The sequence below is a fragment of the Mycobacterium sp. DL592 genome, from assembly GCF_011694515.1.
In the GTDB taxonomy this organism is placed as follows: Bacteria; Actinomycetota; Actinomycetes; order Mycobacteriales; family Mycobacteriaceae; genus Mycobacterium.
This window is the reverse complement of record NZ_CP050192.1, coordinates 4,169,064-4,192,767: the sequence shown is the minus strand read 5'-3', so window position 1 is coordinate 4,192,767 and position 23,704 is coordinate 4,169,064. Positions and strand designations below refer to the sequence as shown.

Genomic DNA, 23,704 nt, shown 5'->3' with positions numbered 1-23,704 from the left:
TATCAAGCAGGCGCCATGTGCGGAATAGTCGCGATCATCGGTGACGGCCACGCGAATCTTGGCATCCGCCGCCAGCAAGCCCTCGATAGTCTGATTCACCGTGGGCCTGACGACGAAGGATCCTGGGCGGATGCCCATGCGTGGCTCGGCCACCGAAGGTTGGCGATCATCGACCTTACGTCCGGTGGCCACCAGCCGATGCTTCACGAGCCGACCGGGGTCGTACTCACCTACAACGGTGAGATCTACAACTATGTAGAGCTGCGAGCCGAACTCCAAACGGCCGGACATACTTTCAGGACAAAGTCGGATACAGAGGTCCTTTTGGCTGCTTACCTCGAGTGGGGTGAGGGCTGCCTCAGCCGACTCAACGGCATGTGGAGCTTTGTGATTTGGGATCCGCGTAAACAGGTGGCTTTCTTCGCGAGGGACCGTCTCGGGGAGAAGCCCCTCTATTTTGCGATGGTGAACGGCGGACTCGCGATCGCCTCGGAGCCCAAGGCAATCCTGAAGCTGTATCCCGAGCTGCGTACTCCTGATGACGCGTCGGTGTACCAGTTCCTCGCGGAAGGCGATCTCTACTCGAGCGACCGTAGCTTCTACGCCGGTATCCGAGTTCTCCGACCTGGCCAGTGTGGCCGCATTGTTCTCGGCGCGTCTTCGCCCACTACTCGAATCTATTGGAGTCCTGATGATTCCGCGCTGCAAGAACCTGACTATGGAAGAGCGGTCGAGCAGTTCGGTGAGCTCTTTGCGGATTCAGTTCGGCTTCGGATGCGTAGCGATGTTCCGGTCGGTGTCACACTGAGCGGCGGCCTCGACTCCTCAGCCGTACTTCAAGCCGCCGTGGCAGCTACCGAATCCAGCGGAGGAAGGGTGCGGGCCTATACCTCGGTATATGAGTCGCCCAACGGTTTCCAGAGTATTGACGAACGCGCTTGGGCCGGCTTGGTCGCCGGTAAGTATCAGTCCGTTGACCTTCAAGAGATTTCGGCGAGCACCTGCGACTGGCTCGACGTGCTGACAAGGGTGACCTGGCATCTGGACGGCCCGGGAGGCTCTCCCGCGGTGTTTCCGCTGTGGAAGATCGTGCAGCATGCCCGGGCATCCGGAACGCCGGTACTTCTCGAGGGCCAAGGAGGCGACGAACTGTTGGGCGGGTACACCCCCTACGCCGCCATAGTGCTACTGGATTCGCTATTTCGGCTCCGACTGCCGACCTTTGCTCGTGAATTCCGTTCTTACGCTCAGACATTCTCGACCCTGATGCTAACGCTGTTCATAGTGAGAGAGCGGACCGCGTTCGCCAGGCGGGTATACCGCCGGCATGTCGGGGCGCTCGGTACTCTGAATCCTGACTTCGTCAGTCGGTTCGAGCGCGGCGCATCTCACAAGCCGGCGAGGACGGTGAATGCCCGACTGAACGACGATCTCACCCGGGATGTTCTGCCCGGCCTACTGCATTACGGCGATGCCATCAGCATGGCCCACTCGATAGAGAACCGCTTGCCTTTCCTGGACTATCGTCTGGTGGAGTTTGTAGGAAGGCTGCCGGCGGAGTTCAAGGTTGGTAACGGCGAGACGAAACGGATTCTGCGAGAATATCTTCGGTCTGTAGGTCTATCCGTAGTCGCGAACCGCAGGGACAAACTCGGTTACCCCACACCAATCAGCACGTGGCTTGCGGCAAATGGTGGTGAGGTCCTCAAGTGTCTGCTGTTGTCCAACGATGCCGAGACTCGGGCCTACTGCAGCCCGGAGCGGGTGGCGCGCCTCATCGAGCACCATGTCGGAGGGGGAAAGGGCGCCGCCCATCATCTTTACCGCCTCCTCACTACCGAACTTTGGCTCCGAACCTGTATCGCGGAATCGGTCTGAGGTCATCGCCGCAAAAGCCACTGACTCAACACAGGAGAAGAGGTACTGTGATTTGGGCTGTTACGGACGCTGGGGGCGGCCTATTCCGCAGCCTGAGGGGGAGACTATGTCTGCGAATAGTCAAGTGCCGATTTACGAGACTTCAGATCATTATCTGGGGCAACTTGGTGAGGATTACCTCGCGTACGCAGCGGTGATCATGGACACGACCGGCAAGATCACTGCCGAGATTATGCAGCCCTACGTGAATAGCACTGACACAGTGCTCGACTTCGGGGCGGGTACCGGGAGCACACTTCATCATCTGAAGGCGCGTCGAAAAGTTGCAGTCGAGATCAACCCAGCGGCGCGTCAAGGATGCCACGATCGCTTCGGCAATGAGATCGAGATGCACTCTGACATCTCATCGATCGGCAATGGCTCAGTCGACGTCTGCATTTCGAATCACTGCTTGGAGCATGTTCCCTACCCCATCGCAGCACTTCGCGAGATTCGCCGGACGCTGCGCCCCGGTGGTCGCCTGATCCTGCGAGTGCCGATCGATGACTGGCGCGCTTCAAAGCAGTATCGTGCCGAGGACATCAACCACCACCTGCACACCTGGACACCGCTACTGCTCGGCCACACGCTGTTTGACGCTGGATTCAGAGAATTCTCGGTGCGGGTTGATGCTCATGCAGTTCCTCCGCGGCACACCGAGAAGTTCTATCGCTTGTTGCCCCGGCCGTTATTCAATGCTGTGTGTCGCATGATCGCGATCCTGCGTAGACGGCGGAGCTTGGTTGCCGTCTGCACGGCCTAGTGGGGGAGGGGCTGGCGAGCGCGACAAGCCCGCACACCTGTCCTTTCAAAGATTCGGGGGGATTCGAATGGTGGCTTCTGAGAACTTGCAGCAGCACTATGCAAGCTTCTACGCCAGCGGCGAGGACTTTGAGTGGCGCCGCCTAGGTGCCATCGACAAGGCTGACAACATCGTCCGAGCATGGCGTTCGCTGACAGGTACTCGGCCGCGTGTGGTCGAGATCGGTTGCGGTGACGGGGCAATCGCCGCGAGACTGGCAGAGCTGGATTTTTTCGACTCTTATCTCGGTTTCGATATCTCCGAGTCTGGGATCGGGGCCGCTAAGGCACGCGCGATTGTCCGGGCGGACTTCGCAGTCTCAGGATTCCCCATTCCACTCAAGGACGATTCCGCAGATGTCGTGATCATGTCGCATGTCATCGAGCACCTCGAACACCCACGCCAACTGATAAGAGAGGCCCGTCGTATCGCCCCTTTGCTCATCGCAGAAGTCCCACTCGAGCTGAATCGGGGTCTAAGGATCGACTACGATTGGAACCCAGTGGGACACATCAATAAGTACAGCGGAAAAGCGATCCGACAGTTGATTCAAACTTGCCAATTCGACGTGCTCGCCCAATTCACTACGAATCCGTCCCGGGATGTTGCTTTATTCCATACCCCTGGTATCCGGTCATCGACGAAATGGGTGATCAAGCAGTCAGCGTTGCGTGTGACTCCAAACATTGCGCGTAGCATGTTCACCTTCCACGAGACGCTCATCGCGCAGCGGAACGAGCGCACGCATCCGAGCCACGGTGTCGGCGCAAAGCGAATTTAGGGAATTGCACAGCTCCCGATATCCTACGCGGGCCAGGCCGACGCGGTAATCGCTCGTTCAGTCGGTTCCAGTAACTTCTTCAGCAGCAGTTGATTCCCAGCAGCGCTGAGAATTTTGTACTTGCCTGAGTGAAACTTCAATAGGATATTCACGGGCCACGCTGGGTTGTCATGGGCACGCGGATAGAAATTCCAGACGAGATCGTCGAAAATTAACACACCGTTCGGTGTCAACAGGCGCCACGCGTTGATACCGTCAGCCAGGACATCATCAGCGAAATGCGATCCGTCGACATATATCAGGTCGAACTCCTGTTTCTCGTCCAGCAGCTGCGGCAACACGCGTAGCGACGATCCTCTGATTTTTGTCATCCGGCCTGCAAACGGTTCGAGATTAGCATCAAACCGAGATTCGAGGCTCAGCAATTCTCCGCGTGAGCACGACTGCAATCCGTTATCGCCCTCACGCCCATCGGCGGCACACACATGTTCGTCACTTCCAGCCCAAGTGTCCACCGCAGTCAGCGTTCCGTTCGGGAAATACGTCAATAGAAATACGGTCGAACGCCCTTCGTAAGAACCGATTTCAAGGATCCGGACTGGGTCGGTGCGCTGGAAGGTCCTCGCGAAAACTACGCACCACTGGGTGATGTTGTGGTCGAACCAGGTACGTCGGAACTGGCCCTGTTTGGCGCGTTGTTCAAAATCCGCACGTACCTGGGAAATATGTGCTGCTGGTCCGCGAAGAACTCCGCGAGAAATCAAGAGATAGTACAGGGAATCTTGAAAGTAGTGCCATAGAAGTGGTGGGGCCGACCCGTTGCGTAACAGTATCTTGAAGATGCCCGTTGATGAGCGGATAATTTCTAAGGCACCCATGCTTTCCCTCCACCTCGAAAACTACGTCCCGCAACTGGCGCAGGATTCGAAGAACCCTCGACCATTGACGATGTGCAGCCCGCCGATATCCCCCAGTACGTCGTCAACGATGGTTGATGACTACTGCCAGATACTTTACATGCGCCGCACAGGCTTGGAGTCCGTCGACGATGAATTTGATGCGGTGATCCTGCATGGATGAGCGCCGAGGTCTGGCGCCGTGCCTTTTGGTGAGGGATTTCTGATCGCGGCAGCCGAGATTGAGCCCCAGGCGACAATCACCGGTAGCCAGAAGTGGCGCTGTTCAAAGAAGGATGACGTGAGTGCATACGAGAAGACTGCAATGAGGACGCCGGCTTCCGTGGCGTTCTTCTTGTGGACCATAGCCTTGAGTGCAACAGCGGTGATCGCAATCACGATGAGCGCGAACGCGACTGCCAGGACAATGCCACCTTGGTACCAAGCACGTACGAACACGTTATGCACGGTGGCCCTTTCGATCGTCTCGCTGTACTTGATATTGAGACCCACACCAAAGAAGGGATCTTCAAGGATCCTGTTCCAGCCGAATCGGATGGTTGATAGTCGAAATTCCCACGAGCTGTCTGATTTGGTTTGGCCGGTGACCTCGAGATATCGGTGTTGCGCTGACGGAAAGTAATCCGCAATGCCGGTCAACGTGCCAATGGCCCACAGGATGAGTGTGAAGGCGATTCCGCGAAGGGCAATCTTTCCGAGGCGATCCCTTCTGGCAACGACTACAACGGTGGCTCCGAGGGCGAGTGCCATCATCGCGCTGAGCGTCCCTGAAGCGATGAGACCCGCGAAATTGGCGGCCAGCGCTATGAGCACTAGCGTTCGGTGACGTCGAGTGTTGAGGAGGAACTCGAAAGCGACCAGAATTCCGACGCACGCCAACAGCCCTAGTGTCGTGGGATGTTCGGCCAGACCATAGGCGCGCCCCCACACCGGTTTTGATCCGACCGTGGTGAAGCCCAGGAGTTGCAGTATCGCGGCTAGGTCGGACAGAAACTGGCCGCCAAGAAACGCGACGCTCACGCGCTGGATGAACTTGGGATCTGTCAGCGCATTGGCCGTCATGGCGAACGGTCCGAATCCGACCAATAGCAACAACTGGGAGCCGACGAAAAAGTTGTCGGGGATCGTGCCGTCGCGGGTCGCAGTGAGAACCGCGACGATGGCCGCATAGCCGGCGACAATCCAGACGGCGGGGTACAGCGGTCGTCGACCCGCCTTGGCGAACAGGATCGGTATGCCGATCAAGGCTGCGACACAGACGAACCATAATGCCCTTGGTGCCGAGGGGAGCTGCTGGTTGAACGGCAGCGAGAATGCGATAGCAGATCCCAGCACAGTTGTCAGTGGCCAGGGAGACCTGGTCTGCGGGGCAGGAAGCGGAGCCGTCCGCAAGTTGTGGTTGGTGGTCATGCCTGAATCTCCAAAGCTGTCCGGATACCTTCGCTGCGCAAACCGACCGGTAGGCCGTATCTGGGTTTCCATCGCATCCCCCGGGATGTTGACCGCGCAGGTTGCAGACTTTTCGGATTCTTCGGCGGAGGGATCTTGACGCCGGCAGATGTGTTCATCCCGGTCTCGACAGCAGCTCGAACAGAACCGTCAACTGGCTCTCCGACTCGGCGAGCGCTCTTAGATAAGCTTGCCGCGTTTCGTCGGATGCAGCCGCCGACACTCTCGTTTTCATCAGTAGCGGCAGTGTTTCCTGCACGAATGTGTCTGCACTTCTGGCGAGGATGCCGGGGCTGGAGCGCAGTTGCTCAGGTATCGATCCCTGGTGGGTTGCCACACAAACAACACCGGCTGCCATGGCTTCGTACAACACCATCGGAGCTGCCTCGTGTGCGTAGCGAGAAGGGAAGACGAAATGTGTTATTTCCTTGAAGAATTCGACCTTGGCGGCGCCTCCGAGTGGACCCCGATACTCGAACCGATCGCCAAGTTCCTCAACCGCGCGATGGAGGTGGAACTGTGAGTCACGATCTGCGGCGGGTCCGCCGACAACCAGTCGAACGTCGACTCCGCCCTGGTGCAGTGCTGAGGCAAGGTCAACTACCTCTGCGATTCCCTTCTCGATACTGAGGTTGCTCAGATGGCCCAGCACCAGCTCGCCGTCATCGGATTTCAGAGGCAGTTCCACGAGAGCGCTATCGATGAGCCCTGCGTTTTCGACGACGAGGAGTCGACTCACCTCGGGCATAACCTCACGTAGCGCGTTCGCCATCGAGTTGGAGAGCACAACGTGGTATGCCTTCGACCCGGCGGCACGGGTCAGCGCCACCATTCGGGCCTTGCGTTCTCGGACATAGGCATACGAGTGGTGATGAAGGAACAGGCGCCCTCCGGTTATCCGCGCCAAGCCGGCAGCCGCCGTGGTGAGCCACATCCCATGCCCGGCTTTGACTGCGATGTACACCGCGTCTGAACCGGGAACAGACCATAGTGCACGGATCGAATTGCGGAGGCCCTTGAGTGGACGGCGCCAGCCAACGCTTTCGCCTTCGCCAACGTTGGCCACTCGCATCCGGGGAATCAGCGGCGCGAGTGATGAAACCATGTGGGCCATCACTACCGACTGTCCGTGCACCGGGGGCGGCATGGGGCCGATCATTGTCACTGAAGCCGCACGGGCGCTATCGTCCATCGTTGCGGCTGCCGATGTCTCGCTCACGCGACGAAGAAGACGGCGTCGGCTTGGAGCAGCTGCCCCGACGTGGGGTCGGAGAACACCGGGTCGAGACCCATCAGCGTCATACCCAGACCCTCTGCGCGATCCAAAACCTCACGGTAGGTCATGGATCCGGCGTAGAGAGGCACTAGGGACAGTTCGAGTTGCAGTCCGACGATTGCGCCAAGCGAAAACAGGCCGGATGCGCCATCAAGCACTGCCCGCTCATACCCCTGAACGTCGACCTTCAGGAACGTTCGGCTATCGGGGAGGGCATCCAATTCGGCGACGAGTCGGTCGAGCCGTCTCTCGGTAACCGTCTCGGTGCCTACGTAACGCGACTCTGGCGCAGCTTCGGTGTGAACTTTCAGCATTGGCAGAACAGAGCTGGACAGGCCCGCGTTACCGGAGACGTTGATCGTGACCTCCCGATCAACGTCGCCGACCGCGCAGCGGATCACATCCCACTTGCCATCCGCGGACGCCTTGCGGCGAAGCACATTGAACGGTTCGTGGAGCGGTTCGATGGAGACGATACGACCGGTGTAGCCAAGTCTCCGGACGTCATTTGCGAATCCGCCGTCATTGGCGCCGACGTCGATCACAGTGTCGATGCGGTGATGGTGAAGAAGCTTCACCGTCCTAGCCAATGGAGCATGGAGTGGAAAGCGAACGACGTCGATACCGAAGCGCTGAACAAAGTGCCGTAGTTCGTGCTTGAACCTCATATGTCGCCGGAGACAGGGCACCGGCAATCCAGCCCCCAGCTCCGCCCCCCTCTCAACTGCTTTCCCCATGATCAGACCAAAGCACACTTGCGTGCGACACCAAATGCACTGTGGTCCAGGCATAGGCATGTCATCTGAGAGTTAGTATGCCCGCCCCAACTTCGTAATGCGCCAAGTTTGGCGACTTGTTCTGCAAGGGTGTGGCTTGTTGCAAATCTCCGGCTAAGTTAGTGGCAGACGACGAGTCGAGCCGCCTTGCGCTAGCTGTTTGCCTCGTCAAGCAGAGGCGTCGAGAATGGGTCTGGTCCCTTGAGTCAGGCGGCATCGTTGCGGAGTCCGGGGGAGCATGTTTAGGGGGCGAACTATGAGGCGCACAACGGTCGGAATCGTCCAAGAGTACGTACCCCAGTATCGAGTCGCCTTCTTCTCGGGTTTGGTGGACACCCTTGGCGAGCGGGGGATCGACTGTGTCGTCATCGCCGGGTCACCGGCAGGTTCGCAGGCAGTACGCGGTGACTCCAGAACCGCTGTTCCGTGGCTACGTGACGCCGAGCCGCGCCGACTCGCGGTAGGTAAGCGGAGCATTTATATCTATGGCACACAGAGGCATTGGAGCGACTGTGATGGCGTCATCATGCAGCTTCGGGGAATATCGCTCGACCTCAATGCGGAGTTGCTCCGGAAAGGTCTCTCCGGTCGACGCGTAGGCGTGTGGGGCCACATCAAGCCATTCGTGGCCGAGGGCAATCAGATTGATCTCGCGATCGAGCGCCGACAGATGCGGCGAAGTGACCATGTCTTCGCCTATACAGAATCCGGCGCCGAGGCTGCTGTCGCAGCCGGGGTCGACTCCTCTTCGGTGACGTGCGTGATGAACTCCACCGACGTCTCCGCGCTGTTGGCGGCATACCAGGGGATTAGTCCAGGCGCTTCCGCGAGATTTGAGCGTGAGAAGGGCTTGGTGCCAGGAAAAGCATTCGGCTGGATCGGTGGTCTTGATGCCGCAAAGCGGGTCAGCTTCCTCGTCGACGTCCTCGACCGACTGTGGGAACTTGACCCCGAGATAAAGCTGGTAGTGGGTGGGCGGGGCGATGAAGAGCATCTCCTCACGCCAGCGGTCGCGCGGGGGCAGGCCGTCCTACTGGGATTCGTAGGCGATGAAGAGAAGGCGTTGATATTCAAATCGTGTCAGACTTTGCTTAACCCCGGGCGCGTCGGACTGATTGCCGTTGAATGCCAGGCACTTCAGATTCCGATACTGACAACTGATTGGCCATTTCATGCCCCGGAGTACGAGTACCTCATCGAAGGCCAGGACCTCTTCGTTTCGCCGAACACCGTCGAGGGGTACACCCGTCTTGTGCTGGATCGCGCGCGAGGGCGCCTGACGACCAGCAGTCACCGGGTATGCGGATATCCCACCCTGGAGCAGATGACCCAGAACTTCGCGCGCGGCGTGTGTGCAATGATGGGTTGAGACTAAGTCTCCCAGACAATCTCGCGGAGAAGTCGCTAGTTCTGTCTCGACTTGTCGGCATATCCGCGTAACGAGTGGGCCCCATTGCGGTACCAGGCCACGGTGGACTCGATGCCTTCGTAAAGGCTGATCCGTGACTTCCAACCCGCGCGTGTGAGCTTGGAGACGTCAAGAAGCTTCTGCGGCATCCCATCGGGCTTTGTTGCATCCCAAACGGTTTCACCGTGATAGCCGACAGCGGATGCGATCAGCTCGGCAAGTTCGCGGATCGTGACGTCGATACCACTACCGACGTTGATGTGGCTGGGCCCGTCGTAGTGCTCAAGCAGATACAGGCACGCGTCCGCCATGTCGTCTACGTGCAGAAACTCGCGTCGCGGCGAACCGGTACCCCAGTTGGCCACCGACCGGGCATCGGCCGCCGCCGCCGCCTCATACCGTCGTATCAGTGCCGGAAGCACGTGTGAACCAGTGGGAGAGAAGTTGTCATTGGGGCCGTAAAGATTCGTCGGCATTGCCGAAATCCACGGCAGGCCAAACTGTCTGCGCACCGCCTGAACGTGCACTATGCCTGCGATCTTCGCGATTGCGTAAGCGTCATTTGTCGGCTCGAGGCGGCCGGTGAGTAACGCCTCTTCGGGTATCGGTTGCTGAGCAAGCCTCGGATAGATGCACGATGACCCGAGGAAGAGCAAGCGCTCTACGCCGGCACTGCGCGCTGCGTCGAGGACATTGACCTGGATACGTAAGTTGTCACTGAGAAAGTCGACCGGGTAGGTACTGTTAGCGAGAATGCCGCCGACTCTCGCCGCAGCCATGACGACGTAGCGGGGCTTGGTGTCAGTAAGGAAGTCGAAGACCGCTGTGCGGTCCCTCAGGTCTAGCTCGACTGATGTTCGGCCGATCAGGTTCTCGAAGCCCGCTGCCTGAAGCCGGCGGACAATCGCTGAACCGACAAGTCCACGATGGCCTGCGATGTAGAACGGCGCATCGCGGTCGAGCTCGCCGGCCGAGAACTGTGCGCCGGCCGTCATGTTGTGGCATCGACTCGGGCGACCGGTGTTTCCCACGTGTCCAGCTCCACCCTGTCGATCCAGGGAGTGCCCGCGTGCTCGAGTGCTTCGACGTCCGCATCCACCATGAGGCGAGCCAACTCGGGGCCATGGACGCTCGCCACCCAGTCGAGTCGATCGCGAGCTCGAGACGAATCACCGATCAGGGCGTCGACCTCGGTTGGGCGAAGGTAGCGTTCGTCAAACCGAACGTGATCCTCCCAGTTGAGGCCCGCGTGATCGAATGCAATCTCGACGAACTCTCTGACACTCGTGCCCACGCCCGTTGCCAGGACATAGTCGTCGGGCCGGTCGGCCTGCAGGGTCCGCCACATTCCCTCGACGTACTCGGGTGCATAGCCCCAATCGCGGACTGCATTGAGGTTGCCCATATACACGCAGTCTTGTTTGCCGGCTTTTATTGCGGCGACCGCGCGGGTGATCTTCCGGGTGGCGAATGTCTCACCACGCCTTGGTGATTCGTGGTTGAACAAGATTCCGTTGACCGCGAAGAGGCCGTAAGCCTCGCGATAGTTCTTGGTGATCCAGTAGCTGTACAACTTGGCGGCGGCGTAGGGCGACCGCGGGTAGAAGGGCGAGTCCTCGGACTGCGGTGGTGGCGTTGCACCGTAGAGCTCTGAGGAGGAGGCCTGGTAATAGCGCGTCTTGATTCCCGACAATCGGACCGCCTCGAGCATGCGAACAGTCCCGGTTCCGGTTGTGTCGGCTGTATGTTCGGGCTCATCGAATGAGACCCGAACATGTGACTGTGCAGCCAAATTGTAAACCTCGTCGGGTTTGATGTCGGCGAGTAGTGTCACCAGTCGTACACCGTCGCTCAAATCTCCGTAGTGCAGAAAAAGTCGCGCATCGGGCGAATGCGGGTCGACGTACAGATGATCAATGCGCGAGGTGTTGAACGTAGATGCGCGGCGAATGAGACCGTGCACCTCATAACCTTTGCTGAGTAAGAGCTCAGCCATGTATGAGCCGTCTTGGCCTGTGATGCCAGTAATCAAAGCGCGCTTAGTCATTGGCCTTCGCCGACTTTCGTGGATGCTGAGAAGCAATCCGTAGCGGCGCTCACGCGTGATCCTTCTGGTCTTGCTGTGAGGCTACTTCGAGCACGGGTGCGGGTTCTGGTACTGCAGGCTCGGTGAGCGGTCCGTGGGGAGACGTGACTTGCGCCTCGGGCTGGCTGTTGTAGTTGTACTTGTAGTTGTACGACGAGCGTCCACGTGAGGGAGTCATGGTGAAGACGGCGCCGAGTATGGGTGCGCCGACATCCCTCAGCGCTCCTACCGCATGTGCGAGTTGGTCGCGCTTTGTCCGCCCGTGCCGCGCGATGATAAGCGCGCCATCAGAATGCGCCGCCAAGATCGCGGCGTCGGTAACCGCGAGCAGCGGCGACGAATCCAGGATGACATAGTCGAACTGGGCGCGTAGTTCGCCCAGAACCTTTTGGGCGGCCAGCGACCCGAGCAGCTCGCTGGGATTGGGTGGAACGGCGCCAGAGGTCAATACCGACAATCGGGGGAATCTCGTCTTCTGGAGCACATCTGAAAGGGGTGCTGCACCGCTGAGCACCGTACTGAAGCCGACGCGGCCGACCATACCGAGATACTTGTCCAGCATGGGACGGCGCATGTCGCCGTCGACTATCACGACATTGTGCTCGGCTTCCGCCAATGCCAGCCCGATGTTGATAGCAGTGGTGGTCTTACCCTCGCTCGGCATTGAACTGGTTACAACGATCACCCGCGGCGGGTCGTCCACCGAGAGGAACTGGAGGTTTGTGCGGAGTTTCCTGAATGCCTCAGCAATCGTGGAACTGTCGTTGTCGAATGTTATCGCTGGCTCGTCCGGACGTTCCTTGTCGAGCGGAATGCTGCCGACCAGCGAGACCTGACTGATCTCCTCAAGCTCCCGCCGGTCCTTGACGGTGTTATCGAGCTTCTCGCGCAGAATCGCCAGACCGACGCCCAACGCGATGCCGAGTGCTAGACCTGCTGTGATGTTGAGCAAAGGTTTTGGGGAGACCGGCTTTTCGGGCATCGACGCGCGCTGCTCGACGACAACGCGAGCGTCTGGTGTCGACCCATTGGCAGACGTCTCCAGTTCACGCACCATGACGACGAACTCGTCCGAAAGCGCGTTCGCGATGTCACGTGCTCGGATCGGCGAAGGGTCAACCACTTTGACGTCTATCAGGACGGTGTCGGGCTTGGCGGTCGCTTTGACATCCTTGCGTAGCGCGGCCGCTGTCATTGGGAGGCCGAGTTTATCGATCGTGCGCTGGGCCAGCGTTTCTCCCATGAGCAATTCGGTGTATGACAGAACACGCTCCTGTGAGAGTCGATTTCCTTGATACAGCTCACTCAGCGATGAACTGGCGGCCGTAGAGACAAACAGCCTCGTCGATGCCTGGTAGACCGGAGTCATGGTCATCGTGGCGATGATGGCGCCCAACACGACCACCAAGGTGGTAACGGCGATGGTTATCCATCGAGAACGCAAAACCTTTAGGAAGTCTTGAAGTGTCAAAGCCGTCTCCCCGACATGCTAATTCCCGCCCCGTGTCGCGGCGCCTGGACGTCGCATCCTTGCGAATTATACCTTTCGGAGTCTCTGGGCAGCCCAGAATGAGAACTCGGGCATCGCGTATTCCTCGGGCAGAAGGCGAGATTCGGCCGAACTGCTTGAGGTGAATCGATTTGCCCTACGTACGCAAGGCCGGTCGGCGCGACGTGGGATCGCGGTCCGGCCAGTCGACAGCTACTCATCCCGTGCACGAGGGCACCGAGACCACAGGCGTCAGGTTGTCTGCCAACGGCTGCACAGGAACCCGTGCTCCGCCGCGAGCCGTCGGCTCGGAGAGCCGGAAGGTCAGTTCGGCAGTCTTTCCGGGCGGAATCGCCACCTGAGCTTCGAAGCTTGGATGGCCGCGCTCCTTGGCTCCAAAGACGCGAATCCTTTTGCCGTTGACCAGGACACTGATGACCTGTGCATTCTCGGTCGCGAGAAGGCGCACGGATGTGAGCATCGCACCTCGCGGAACATTCTCCGCAAGGGCTGGAAAGAAACCCAACCGCCCTGCGACATAATCAGGGAGTCCCGCCGGATCCGACAGCGTGTTGGTCAGCCTGACGGTGACGGTCGACATCCGGGTATCCCCGTCACAGCCGTCGGCGACATACTCGATCTGCCGGTCGAGGTAGTAGTCCATCTTGTTTCCGCCGAGATTGTTGATGACAACTTCGGCGTAGGGGGCTGGGTCGTCGGGGATCGCATGAGCCAGGGGTGTTTCTTCAAGGAGCTTCTGGTCTGCAGGCGATGCACTCCAGACCGCTATTCGGCGCTCACTGATGGCCCGCCCCAACGCATCCAACAGCTTTCGAGGCGAGTTTATCGGCTTGGTGATCATCTTGACGACCTCGGTTGCGATGTCCTGGAGATACTGTTTTCGCGCAGCCTGATCGCTCGGAAATCGGCTATAAACAGTCGACTCAGTCAGTTCCACGACGTTGTTCTCCGCCACCGTCTCACCGTTCGGCATCACCACCGGTCCGGTGGCTCCGAGGATGTAGCTCAGAGCGATCGGATCGATTGCAATCACTCCGTCGACGTTCACTCCCGACTCCTGTGCCCACATCGACTTCCAGATCTGCGCCGCGTAGGGGAAGTGGGAGCTCTGGTTGCTGTTGCGGAAATCCGTAGTCGGATGGGTGAACCCGTATTCCTGGTCGTATTCCGGACCTAGGCTGAAGGGTGTGAACGGCTTCTTGAAGTCGCTGTTCGCCCCCAACGTGTCCACGCTCGGCTTGCCATTGTCGAACCGCAGGATTCCGAAACCGCCGAGCAGACCGCCAGTTCCACGGGCTTCGGCGTTGGTTTGGAAGCCCATGAAGTAGGTGCGTGGTCCGTCGGCGCCCAACATCGACGGGGCCAGCTGCGCGGCCAAGGCCGTGTTGTCCATCAGTCGGGCGATATCAGACGTCTGCTTCTGTAGTTGTGACCGTGCTTCGCCGATCGCTGACACGTACCCCGGCTCTGAAATCCCCATAGCTTCAGCATTGATTCGAGCCGCGGATGCGGCGATCTTGGCCAGCACCGGCTCTTCCTTGCGCAATGCCGCTACATCAAGCCGGCCGTCGGCTAGCAACTGCGTTGGTGCGAGACCTGTGCCGGCATCTGCGGTGGGCCTCAACACGTCGGTAGTCAACCCGAGAACAACGTTCGATATCTGCTGACCGGTTCTGAACGGGCTGCCCAACCATGGCACGGCAGAAGCGATGTTCCACGGCAGCGAGTGGGTCGCGTCGCGAGCTGCCTGGGCGTGCGATTGCGCGTCGGCCGCGAAGCGTGATGCGTCCGCGGTGTTTCCCTGCAGCAGGGCATCTTTGGCCTGTTGGGCACTGCCGCGTGCTTGTTCGAGGTCAGTCTTCGCCGCTTGCGCGCGGAGGCCAAGCCATGCTCCGAGGCCGATCAGGACAACGAGCACTAGGAGCCCCGCCCAAGCAGTCTTGCGGCGCCACATTCGGCGCCGCTCTTCGTCGTCCTCGTCGTCGCTGGACGAATGCCCTGAAAAGACACCCACTCAGTAATCCCCCGTGCTCTGATGTGGGCTTCCGCAGAGGGAAGCCACACAGCTGGCAAGTGTGGAACAACCCGCCAGCCGCCGGTCGGGCGTCAGCTGACGAGTTGCGTCCCTGAATTGGGCTACGCGCCTGTGAGATACGGGCCGACGTGGAACGTCTGGGCGATATTGGTGGCGAAGGCGCTGACTCCGTTGCCGACATTCGTGAAGAAGTTGCCCACCGGTCCGGGGAGAATGTTGCCTATCGCCTTGAGAAGTTCACCCGTGGCCTGGACGAAGACATACGCTACCGTCCCGACGTAGACCACGACGCCGCGGACGATGGCCTGGGTACCTGCGACGGCTCCCTCGACCGTGTAGCAGCCCAGCTTGAAGTTGGCGGTGGCGCACGGATCCGTGACGACAGACGCCGAAGCGTTGGCGGAATTACTCGGAACGATGACCGGATTGACGACGAGCGATGCTGCGCTGCCGATGTTTTCGGCGAACGGCGCGAGGCTTGGCCCCGCGTGAGCGACCACTGGTGTGAGCGTGGCTGCCGCAGCGACTACTAGTGCTGCGGTGCTGAGTTGCAACCTCTTGGTTCCGAACTGAACCACGTTAGCTGTGGACATATCCCCGACCCCCTATGTAATGCCTTATAACTGGCGTAAGCGTCCCACCGCCGCATAGGGCTGTCAACGGAATCACCAACTACAAAAAGCCGGTTATTGACGACACAATTAATTGATCTTAATCAGTGGCACAGAGCGTCGCTCCACGCGAAAGTGGTTACGAATTCAACGAATTCGCGAAACCACTGATATCCCGCACGGTCGCCCCGAAAACCTCCGGCATGACAGCAGGAAACAGCAGGTCACCGCCATGGCAGGTGCCCACGACGATCCGCCCCGCCGCCGGGACACCGGCGGCAAGCAGGCGGCGGTAATAGAGAAGCCCCTCGTCGCGCAAGGGATCGAGCTCATTCACCGATATGACGTGCGGTGGTAATCCGGTCAAATCTTGTTCCGAGGCTTTCCCGGCCCAACATGTCACATCGTTCACATGCGTCCCAGACGGGTCGTACACCGAACCCAGTAACGCCGCTTGCTGGCAGCTGATGAAGTAACCGTCGTTCTCCCGCAATGACGGAAACTCCGCCGGATAGTCCAGCCACTTGTTGGAGATATAGGGGCATTGCGCGTACGCGCCGGCGATCTCCCCGAGCCAGCCTTCCCGCTTGGCTTTGTGGGTGACCGTCAGCGTCAGGTTTCCGCCGCCGGACTCGCCCGCCACGATCAGATGGCTGACTCCCAGATCCGCGGCGTTGGCGTACACCCAGCGGGTCGCCGCCGCGCAGTCATTGAGTCCCGCCGGATACGGATGCACCCCGAGACGGCCGGCCGAGTTCCTGAACTCGACACCGACCACCACCAACCCGGTCGCCGCCAAGGACTCACGTAAATGCCGATAGGCGGCATCGGCAGCGCTGCCGATCGCCATCCCCCCGCCGTGGAAATGCACGACGGCCGGCAACGCCCCCGGTGCAATGTCCGGTCGGCTGATGAACAACGTCAGCTCGTTGCCGTCGCCGCCGGGAATGGTGACCGTGGTCGTGCTGACGCCCCCAGGTGCCGGTGCGGCCAGCGCGAGCGCGTCGAACACCGCGCCGATGGCTTCCTCGGCGGCCGCCGCGTAGGCCAGTCGATGCTCGATCGGGGAGTCGACGGTCAGCGGCGCATCCGGCAGCGCGTCGGCCAGGCCGAGCGGGGCGAATGCGGCGACCATCCGTGGATCGGAGCGGGGATCGGTGCCGAGCGTGCAATTCGGATCTGCGAGTCGACCAGCAAGCATGAACCGACCCTAGTGGCCAGTCATCCTCCGCATTCGGCGATTCGCCGTCGGAGAAACACCTTGCCCGGTTCAGAGCCGTTGAGTTCCAGAGCGTCCCGGTACCACTGCGCGGCCTCTCGGCGCCGCCCGGCCCGGCGCAGCAGGTCGGCGCGCACCGTGGCCGCAACGTTCGAGCGGACCAGCCGTGGATCGTGGGCCGCCTTGTCCAGCGCGGCCAAGCCTGCCTCCGGTCCGTCGCGAAGCCCGATCGCCAGCGCCCGATTGACCCGGACCACCGGGGAGTCGGTGAGCTCCAGCAGGCGGTCATAGGCCAGGCAGATCGTCGCCCAGTCGGTCCGATGCCAGTCCGGAGCCGTCGCGTGCACCGCGGCGATCACCGCCTGGGGAAGATACGGCCCCGTCGACCCCTGCGCCCGGGTCACTGCGGCGAGCCCGCGCGCGATCTTGCCGCGATCCCAGCGCCGTCGGTCCTGTTCCTCTAGCGGTACCAGCGCGCCCGAGATGTCGACGCGGGTCGCGCGGCGCGAATCATGCAGCAGCACAAGGGCTGACAGAGCATGTGCCTCGCGCTCGTCAGGCATCAGCACAGCTAGCTCACCGGCCAGCCGTACGCCCTCGTCGCACAGTTCGTCGCGGATCGCCGACGGACCCCCAGTAGACCAATAGCCCTCGGTGAACACCGAGTAGATGCACGACAGCACGTGCGGCGTCCGCTGCGGCAGCCGATCAGCCTCCGGCACCCGCAACGGGATGTTCGCATGCCGGATCTTGTTCTTGGCACGCGTGATTCGCTGTGCAACGGCCGCCTCACTCTGCAGCAGGGCCCGCGCGATCTCGGCCACCGTCAAGCCCGAGACAAGCCGCAACGTCAGAGCCAGCTGTGACGCCCGTTCCAAGGCCGGGTGCGCGCACGTGAACATCATCCGCAACTCGTCGTCGCGCACCGGGTGAATGTCGACCCGGTCGGTGCGGGCGACGATGTCGTCGAGCACAGCTGCCAACTCCTTTCCCGGACGCAGGGATTCGCGACGCAGACGGTCGCGGGCCCGGTTGCGCGCGGCCGTCATCAGCCACGCCCCGGGATTGTCGGGCAATCCCTCACGCGACCACGCCCGGACCGCATCTGAGCACGCCTCCTGAACGGCGTCCTCGGCGACGGTGAGATCACCGGACCAACGGGCCAGCGCGGCCACCGCCGGGCCCCACTCGCGCCGGAAGACGCCGTCCAGAGACTGCATGCTCTAGAGGAGCGAAACGCCCGCCAGGCGGCGCAACTGCACAGCCGTCGCCGGAATCATCGACGCGAGCTTGGTCGCCTCATCCCGGTCGGCAGCCCGCAACAGATAGAAGCCGTTGGCCACCTCCGCGTCCTCCGCGAACGGCCCGTCGGTCAAGAGCACCTCGCCATCGCGCACCCGCACCGTCGTTGCAGTGCTCGGGGGATGCAGCGGCGCCCCGCCGAGCGCGTGGTCGCCCGCCGCGGCACCGAAATCGACATGCCGGCGCGCGCCGGCGTCCCACTCGGGCGTGCCCGGCGTGTTGACCCGGGCGGGCGGTTCCAAGAGCAGGGCCAGCCAGTCGTTGCCGGTTGTCCGGTGAGCCGGGGGAGTCCAATGCACCATCGGCCACACCTCGACCGCGCCGTACCGGGCGGCCGGCACCTGTTCAGCCAGCTTGAGCGCGTCGTCGAGGTTGTCGGCTTCGAAGACGTAGAAGCCGCCGGCGACCTCAGCGCCCTCCGCGAACGGGCCGTCAGTGACCACCGGGTGATCCGGGCCGCCGTCGATCCGGACCGCCTCAGTCGTCGAGGCCAGCGCGTCGCCGCCGCGGATGGCCTCGCGCGCCCGCACATGGAAGTCGTGATAAGCCTGCATCTCCGCCTGCGCAGCCTCGGGGGCAAGGTCACGCTCGGGCGTCTGGAGCAAAGCGAAGTAGTACATCGTGCCGTCCTCGGGTCGGGAGCAGAACCCTGCGTTCCACTCTCTACCTATTCGACGAACGATGTCGGCCCGATCCGACAGATCATGCCGACAAGAACTACGCGGAGGCGACGGCGCCCGGCTTGAGGTAGGTCACCAGGCTGACGTCGATCGACTCGTCGAGGTAGTAGTACTGGCAGCCGGTCAAATACCGCATGTAGTTGTCGTAGCTCTCGACGCCGGCCGCCGCGATGGCCTCGTCCTTGTGCTGCTCAAGTCGCGCGGCCCAGATACCGAGGGTCTTGATGTAATGGTTACGCAGCGACAGCGGCTCAGGCACGACGAACCCGGCCTTCTCTCCGTGCGCGACCAACATCTTGGTGCTCGGGATACGGCCACCCGGGAAGATCACATCAACCATGAACTTGGCGAAGCGGGCCAACTCGAACGTCAGCTTCCTGCCACGGGCGATCAGGTCATCCGGGTGGTAGCCGCAGCTGCTTTGGATGGTCATGCGACCGTCATCGGGCAGGATGTCGAAGCAGCGCTTGAAGAAGTCGTCGAAGCGCTCGAAGCCGAAGTGCTCGATGGCCTCGATCGAGACGATCCGGTCGACCGGCGAGTGGAACTGCTCCCAGCCCTCCAGCCGCACGTCGAACGTGCGGTCACTGTCGACGTTGGCCAGCAGCTGGTCGCAGTAGGCCTTCTGATTCTTCGACAGAGTCAGCCCGATGACGTTGACGTCGTACTTCTCCATCGCGCGCTGCAACGTCAGTCCCCAGCCGCAGCCCACCTCCAGCAGGGTCATGCCCGGCTTGAGGTCCAACCGGTCGAGGTGCTGGTCGACATTGGCGACCTGGGCTTCCGACAGGGTGGCGTTCGGCCCGGTGAAGTACGCACAGCTGTACTTGCGGGTCGGATCCTGGAACACGCCGAAGAAATCGTCCGAAAGGTCGTAATGAGCTTGGATTTCCTCGAAATGGGGCCGCATGTCCTTGGTGTCTGTTGCCTCGGCCATGGTTGTCAAACCTTCCTGAATCTCTCGCACCACGGCCCCCGCGTGTGGTGGTGTGTGGGCGTCAGTATGCCTCATGTGACGCGGACCATACCGTCGCGCCCACCGGCGATCCGCAAAAAGCTCCTGCTAGCTATGGGTATGTCGTGGCTGCTTCTCGAGCGTGAATTGGTCGACGTCGATGTACCCAATTCGGAAGGCTCGTGAACATCCGGTCAGGTATTTCATATATCTGTCGTAGACCTCCTCGGACTGCACCGCGATCGCCTGGTCCCGGTTGGCCTCGAGCGCCGCGGCCCAATGGTCCAGGGTTCGGGCGTAGTGCGGCTGCAGCGACTGCGTGCGGGTCAAGGTGAAGCCGGCGGCGGCCGAATGCTCCTCGACCTTCTCGATCGACGGCAGGCGCCCGCCCGGGAAGATCTCGGTGAGGATGAACTTGACGAACTTGGCCACCTCGATGGTCAGCGGCATGCCCCGGTCAGCCATCTGCGGCAACGTCAGGGCGGTGATCGTGTGCAGCAGCATCACCCCGTCGTCGGGCAGCGCCTTGTAGGCCATATTGAAGAAGTCGTCGTAGCGGTCGAATCCGAAGTGCTCGAAGGCGCCGATCGACACGATGCGGTCGACGGGCTCGTCGAACTCCTCCCAGCCCATCAGCTCGATGCGTGTGCTGCGTGGGCTCCCCGATGCGGAGAACAGCCGTTCGACGTGGTCACGCTGATTCTTCGACAACGTCAGCCCGATGACGTTGACGTCGTACTGTTCGACCGCCCGCATCATCGTGGCGCCCCACCCGCAGCCGATGTCGAGCAACGTCATCCCGGGCTGCAGGCCCAGCTTGCCCAGTGCCAGGTCGATCTTGGCGAGCTGGGCTTCTTCCAGCGTCATGTCGTCGCGCTCGAAGTAGGCGCAACTGTAGGTCTGAGTGGGGTCGAGGAAGAGCCTGAAGAAATCGTCGGACAGGTCGTAATGTGCCTGCACGTCGTCGAAATGAGGTGTGAGCCGTTTCGGCATTGTTCGATGTGCCTTTCGCAGAATGCTTAAGGCAGCAACCACTTATCCCCCCGACGGGATCTGCGATCACCGCGGACTTGCTCAGACGAGCTTAACTCAGCCGGCCGGGCTGTTCGCCTCGGAGAACGTCGTCTTCAACTCCCCGACGATGTCGTCCCACAACGCCTCGGGCAGGTCGTGGGCCATACCGTCGATCAGCACCAGGCGCGCATTGGGGATCGCCGAGGCGATCGCACGGCCGCCCGTCGGACGCATCAATTTATCTGCGCGGCCGTGAATTACGACGGTGGGAGCGCTGATCTGCTTGTCGTAACGCTTCAGGCTGCCACTGCCCAGAACCGCCCCGAAATGACGCGCGATGCCCTGCGGGTAGTGAGCCCGATCGTAGGCCTCGATGGCCTCCTGGCGAAGTTTCTCTTCGGATGCCGGATAGCCCGGTGAGCCGATGATCCTGCTCACCTGAATCGAGTTCTCGACGATCACCTCGCGCGGCGAGTCCGGTGCCGGACCCTTGATCAACGACAGCAGCGCCTTCGGCGCCGGCGGCGGCAGGAACGCAGAGTTGTTCGAAGAGAAGATGATTCCCAGCGCATTGGTGCGGTGCGCATACCGGGCGGCGAAGATCTGCGCGATCATGCCGCCCATCGACGCGCCGACGACATGCGCCTGGTCGATCTCGAGATGATCCAACAGGTTCGCGGCGTCATCAGCCATGTCCTCCAGCGTGTACACCGACTGGCTGGGCCGGCCGACGAACGACCGCAACAGGCTGGGCACTAGGGCGCCGCCGGCACGTTGGCCGTGCAGTTTCGACGACAACCCGACATCGCGGTTGTCGTAGCGGATGACGCGATGGCCCTGGTTCACCAGGCGCTCGCAGAAGCCGTCGCGCCACAACAGGAGTTGGGCTCCCAGACCCATCACGAGCAGCACCGGCGGGTCGCCGGGGTTGCCCATGTCCTCGTAGTAGATCTCCACATCGTCGGCGACTTGAGCCGTGCCGCAACGAATCTCCAACGTTCTAGACCTCGACGTCGCTCTGATGTTCGCGGCTGATCTCGACCATGAAATTGGCGAAGTAGCCGGAGAACTGGGGGTCATTCATCATCTGCCACTTGGGTGCCAGCAGCTTCATGTACCGCTCGACATAGAGGAACTGCTTGCCGATGAGCACCAGCTCCCGCGGCAGCTTGACGTCATAGGCGTCGGCCAGCGTCGAGAGCTGCTTGCCGATATCGGCATAGGACATATCGCCCAAGGTCTTCAACGTCAGCGGCTGGGCGAACGCCTCGAGGTCCTTGGCGGCCTGGGCTTCCGGCTTGACGGTGCCCACCGCACCCAACAGCACCACGATCTTGCCCGCCGACGCGTGGTCCTTCTTGACCACCAGCGAGTAGACCAGTTCGCGCAACAGCCAACGGGTTCGGGGATCGATCCGGCCCATGATGCCGAAGTCCAGGAACACGATCTTGCCGTCGTCGTCGACGAGCAGATTGCCCGCGTGCAGGTCGCCGTGGAACAGGCCGTGCCGAAGGCCGCCCTCGAAGGTGGAGAACAGCAGCGCCTTGACGAGTTCGGTGCCGTCGAAGCCCTTCTTGCGGATCTCCTTGACATCGTCGATCCGCACGCCCTGCACACGCTCCATCGTCAGCACCCGCTCGCTGGTGAACTCCCAGTGCACCTCCGGGACCCGGATATTGCGGCCCAGCGACGAACCGTGCAGACCCGACACCCAGGCCTCCATCGACTGGGCCTCCAGACGGAAGTCCAGCTCCTCGGCGAGATTGTCGGCGAAGTCGGCCACCACGTCCTGGGCTGAGAGCCGCCGGCCCAGCTTCGCGAACTCAACGATCTGGGCGAAGCGCTTGAGGATCTGCAGATCGGCGGCAACCCGGCGCCGGATACCCGGGCGCTGGATCTTGACGACGACATCCTCACCGCTGCGCAGGGTGGCGAAGTGCACCTGGGCGATCGAGGCGGACGCGAACGGCTCCTCCTCGAAGGTCGCGAACAGCTCACCGGGCTCGCCACCGAGCTCCTGCTTGAACAGTTTGTGCACCTCGGCGGTGTCGGCCGGCGGGACCGCGTCGAGCAGACCGCGGAACTCACGGCTCAACGACTCGCCGAACGCTCCCGGGCTGGAGGCGATGATCTGACCGAACTTGACGTACGTCGGGCCGAGCTCGGCGAAGGTCTTCGGAATCTCCCTGATGACCTTGTCCTGCCAGGGCCCACGGCCGGGCAACTTGGTGAGAACTCGGGCGCCGGTGCGAGTGAGCTGCCAACCCGTCGCACCGATGCGCGCCGCCTCGATCGGCAACGGAACCCGATCGAGCTTGGCTACTTCGCGGTGTTTGGTCGAACTCATTCTTCCCAGTGTGCCAAACCGGCCCCTATTACCACCAATTTCACGGTGGCGCAGCGACGGCGGTCACAACGTTGTGTTTGCTGGCCGTGCTGTCACCGCTTCGGCGACCACGGTGTCAACCACGGTTGCGGCTCCCACTCCTCGGCCGCCGCGACGAGTTCGTACATGGTTGCGCCATCGATGCTTTCGCGGATGATGTCGGCGTGCCCGGCGTGGCGGCCCAGCTCGGTGACGAGGTGCAGCAACACCCAGCGCACCGACCACGCGTCGACGTCCCGCGGGAACCACGGTGCATCACGCGGTACCGGTACCGCCGCGTCGAGGCCCGCGGTCTCGGCCAGCCGCAGCGTCTCGCGGTTCTGCCGGGCGTAGGCGTCGAGAAGCTGCGCCAGCGTCTCGTCCGGGCTCATCACGTACTGCGCCTCGTATTCCCTGGCGCGTTCCTCGAACGGCCGGGTGTCCTCCGGCGGCTCGCCGGGTGCGGCCGCGATGCGTTGGCACCAGCTGTGCTGCACACCGGTGGCATGCTTGATCAGACCGCCTATCGACAGCGTGCTGACGGTCGGAGTCTGACGTGCCTGATCGTCGGTGAGGCCGTAGGCGACGGCGAAGAAGGCGC

Annotated in this window: 21 protein-coding genes; 4 read left to right on the top strand and 17 right to left on the bottom strand. The window is 61.5% G+C overall.

Translation table 11 applies throughout. From position 1 onward, the window contains the following. Positions 1-15: 15 nt before the first annotated feature. From asnB to HBE64_RS20140, 3 genes are all read left to right on the top strand, one after another. Positions 16-1,878: an asparagine synthase (glutamine-hydrolyzing) gene (gene asnB, locus HBE64_RS20150; RefSeq protein WP_167106212.1), complete on the top strand. Its 1,863-nt coding sequence runs from the start codon at positions 16-18 to the stop codon at positions 1,876-1,878. 106 nt (positions 1,879-1,984) lie between these two features. Then, positions 1,985-2,680 (top strand): class I SAM-dependent methyltransferase, encoded by a 696-nt coding sequence (locus HBE64_RS20145; protein ID WP_167106209.1) that lies wholly within the window; start codon positions 1,985-1,987, stop codon positions 2,678-2,680. Positions 2,681-2,750: 70 nt separating this feature from the next. After that, positions 2,751-3,500: a bifunctional 2-polyprenyl-6-hydroxyphenol methylase/3-demethylubiquinol 3-O-methyltransferase UbiG gene (locus HBE64_RS20140; RefSeq protein ID WP_167106206.1), complete on the top strand. Its 750-nt coding sequence runs from the start codon at positions 2,751-2,753 to the stop codon at positions 3,498-3,500. A gap of 23 nt (positions 3,501-3,523) precedes the next feature. Here the strand turns inward: HBE64_RS20140 and HBE64_RS20135 are convergent, their stop codons facing one another. From HBE64_RS20135 to HBE64_RS20120, 4 genes are all read right to left on the bottom strand, one after another. Next, complete coding sequence (locus HBE64_RS20135) at positions 3,524-4,378, bottom strand: class I SAM-dependent methyltransferase (RefSeq protein WP_167106203.1); 855 nt, start codon at positions 4,376-4,378, stop codon at positions 3,524-3,526. 135 nt (positions 4,379-4,513) lie between these two features. Next, positions 4,514-5,827: an O-antigen ligase gene (locus tag HBE64_RS20130; RefSeq protein ID WP_167106200.1), complete on the bottom strand. Its 1,314-nt coding sequence runs from the start codon at positions 5,825-5,827 to the stop codon at positions 4,514-4,516. Positions 5,828-5,981: 154 nt separating this feature from the next. After that, entirely contained in the window at positions 5,982-7,085 is a 1,104-nt protein-coding gene (locus tag HBE64_RS20125; RefSeq protein ID WP_167106197.1) for a glycosyltransferase family 4 protein, read from the bottom strand. Then, the gene (locus tag HBE64_RS20120; RefSeq protein WP_208300511.1) at positions 7,082-7,720 is read right to left on the bottom strand and encodes an FkbM family methyltransferase; all 639 of its coding nucleotides are present in this window, start codon (positions 7,718-7,720) and stop codon (positions 7,082-7,084) included. The genes HBE64_RS20125 and HBE64_RS20120 overlap by 4 nt, the downstream gene beginning before the upstream one ends. 454 nt (positions 7,721-8,174) lie before the next feature. On the opposite strand from HBE64_RS20120, the gene HBE64_RS20115 reads away from it, so the two are divergent. Further along, complete coding sequence (locus tag HBE64_RS20115; RefSeq protein ID WP_167106191.1) at positions 8,175-9,287, top strand: glycosyltransferase; 1,113 nt, start codon at positions 8,175-8,177, stop codon at positions 9,285-9,287. A gap of 35 nt (positions 9,288-9,322) precedes the next feature. Here HBE64_RS20115 and HBE64_RS20110 read toward each other — a convergent pair whose 3' ends face one another. The 13 genes from HBE64_RS20110 to HBE64_RS20050 form a co-directional block, all read right to left on the bottom strand. Further along, positions 9,323-10,321, bottom strand: coding sequence for a GDP-L-fucose synthase (locus tag HBE64_RS20110; protein ID WP_167106188.1), 999 nt, complete (start codon positions 10,319-10,321; stop codon positions 9,323-9,325). Next, the gene (gmd, locus tag HBE64_RS20105) at positions 10,318-11,373 is read right to left on the bottom strand and encodes a GDP-mannose 4,6-dehydratase (RefSeq protein ID WP_167106185.1); all 1,056 of its coding nucleotides are present in this window, start codon (positions 11,371-11,373) and stop codon (positions 10,318-10,320) included. The genes HBE64_RS20110 and gmd overlap by 4 nt, the downstream gene beginning before the upstream one ends. Positions 11,374-11,422: 49 nt before the next feature. Further along, positions 11,423-12,883: a polysaccharide biosynthesis tyrosine autokinase gene (locus tag HBE64_RS20100; protein ID WP_167106182.1), complete on the bottom strand. Its 1,461-nt coding sequence runs from the start codon at positions 12,881-12,883 to the stop codon at positions 11,423-11,425. Positions 12,884-13,118: 235 nt separating this feature from the next. Continuing rightward, positions 13,119-14,876 (bottom strand): DUF4012 domain-containing protein, encoded by a 1,758-nt coding sequence (locus HBE64_RS20095; protein ID WP_167109468.1) that lies wholly within the window; start codon positions 14,874-14,876, stop codon positions 13,119-13,121. 182 nt (positions 14,877-15,058) lie between these two features. Beyond that, entirely contained in the window at positions 15,059-15,457 is a 399-nt protein-coding gene (locus HBE64_RS20090; RefSeq protein WP_167106179.1) for a hypothetical protein, read from the bottom strand. A 250-nt stretch (positions 15,458-15,707) separates the two neighbouring features. Continuing rightward, complete coding sequence (locus tag HBE64_RS20085; protein WP_167106176.1) at positions 15,708-16,769, bottom strand: alpha/beta hydrolase; 1,062 nt, start codon at positions 16,767-16,769, stop codon at positions 15,708-15,710. A gap of 20 nt (positions 16,770-16,789) precedes the next feature. After that, positions 16,790-18,007, bottom strand: a complete 1,218-nt coding sequence (locus HBE64_RS20080) for an RNA polymerase sigma factor (protein WP_167106172.1) — start codon at positions 18,005-18,007, stop codon at positions 16,790-16,792. Between the two features lie 3 nt (positions 18,008-18,010). Then, entirely contained in the window at positions 18,011-18,709 is a 699-nt protein-coding gene (locus HBE64_RS20075) for a YciI family protein (RefSeq protein ID WP_167106169.1), read from the bottom strand. A gap of 97 nt (positions 18,710-18,806) precedes the next feature. Beyond that, positions 18,807-19,706, bottom strand: coding sequence for a cyclopropane mycolic acid synthase family methyltransferase (locus tag HBE64_RS20070; protein ID WP_167106166.1), 900 nt, complete (start codon positions 19,704-19,706; stop codon positions 18,807-18,809). 126 nt (positions 19,707-19,832) lie between these two features. After that, a complete protein-coding gene (locus HBE64_RS20065) occupies positions 19,833-20,717 on the bottom strand; it encodes a cyclopropane mycolic acid synthase family methyltransferase (RefSeq protein ID WP_167106163.1) in 885 nt (294 codons plus the stop codon). A gap of 96 nt (positions 20,718-20,813) precedes the next feature. Then, positions 20,814-21,734, bottom strand: coding sequence for an alpha/beta fold hydrolase (locus HBE64_RS20060; RefSeq protein ID WP_167106160.1), 921 nt, complete (start codon positions 21,732-21,734; stop codon positions 20,814-20,816). 4 nt (positions 21,735-21,738) lie between these two features. Beyond that, positions 21,739-23,085 (bottom strand): AarF/ABC1/UbiB kinase family protein, encoded by a 1,347-nt coding sequence (locus tag HBE64_RS20055; protein ID WP_167106157.1) that lies wholly within the window; start codon positions 23,083-23,085, stop codon positions 21,739-21,741. Between the two features lie 92 nt (positions 23,086-23,177). Continuing rightward, the coding region (locus HBE64_RS20050; RefSeq protein ID WP_167106154.1) for a DinB family protein at positions 23,178-23,704 on the bottom strand (527 nt) is incomplete at its 5' end.

Bases quoted from the DNA above. Each gene is read 5' to 3' on its own strand.
- HBE64_RS20130 (WP_167106200.1), bottom strand. From the start codon at position 5,827: ATGACCACCAACCACAACTTGCGGACGGCTCCGCTTCCTGCCCCGCAG.
- HBE64_RS20065 (WP_167106163.1), bottom strand. From the start codon at position 20,717: ATGCCGAAACGGCTCACACCTCATTTCGACGACGTGCAGGCACATTAC.
- asnB (WP_167106212.1), top strand. From the start codon at position 16: ATGTGCGGAATAGTCGCGATCATCGGTGACGGCCACGCGAATCTTGGC.
- HBE64_RS20085 (WP_167106176.1), bottom strand. From the start codon at position 16,769: ATGCTTGCTGGTCGACTCGCAGATCCGAATTGCACGCTCGGCACCGAT.
- HBE64_RS20095 (WP_167109468.1), bottom strand. From the start codon at position 14,876: ATGTGGCGCCGCAAGACTGCTTGGGCGGGGCTCCTAGTGCTCGTTGTC.
- HBE64_RS20080 (WP_167106172.1), bottom strand. From the start codon at position 18,007: ATGCAGTCTCTGGACGGCGTCTTCCGGCGCGAGTGGGGCCCGGCGGTG.
- HBE64_RS20145 (WP_167106209.1), top strand. From the start codon at position 1,985: ATGTCTGCGAATAGTCAAGTGCCGATTTACGAGACTTCAGATCATTAT.
- HBE64_RS20070 (WP_167106166.1), bottom strand. From the start codon at position 19,706: ATGGCCGAGGCAACAGACACCAAGGACATGCGGCCCCATTTCGAGGAA.
- HBE64_RS20110 (WP_167106188.1), bottom strand. From the start codon at position 10,321: ATGACGGCCGGCGCACAGTTCTCGGCCGGCGAGCTCGACCGCGATGCG.
- HBE64_RS20055 (WP_167106157.1), bottom strand. From the start codon at position 23,085: ATGAGTTCGACCAAACACCGCGAAGTAGCCAAGCTCGATCGGGTTCCG.
- gmd (WP_167106185.1), bottom strand. From the start codon at position 11,373: ATGACTAAGCGCGCTTTGATTACTGGCATCACAGGCCAAGACGGCTCA.
- HBE64_RS20075 (WP_167106169.1), bottom strand. From the start codon at position 18,709: ATGTACTACTTCGCTTTGCTCCAGACGCCCGAGCGTGACCTTGCCCCC.
- HBE64_RS20115 (WP_167106191.1), top strand. From the start codon at position 8,175: ATGAGGCGCACAACGGTCGGAATCGTCCAAGAGTACGTACCCCAGTAT.
- HBE64_RS20135 (WP_167106203.1), bottom strand. From the start codon at position 4,378: ATGGGTGCCTTAGAAATTATCCGCTCATCAACGGGCATCTTCAAGATA.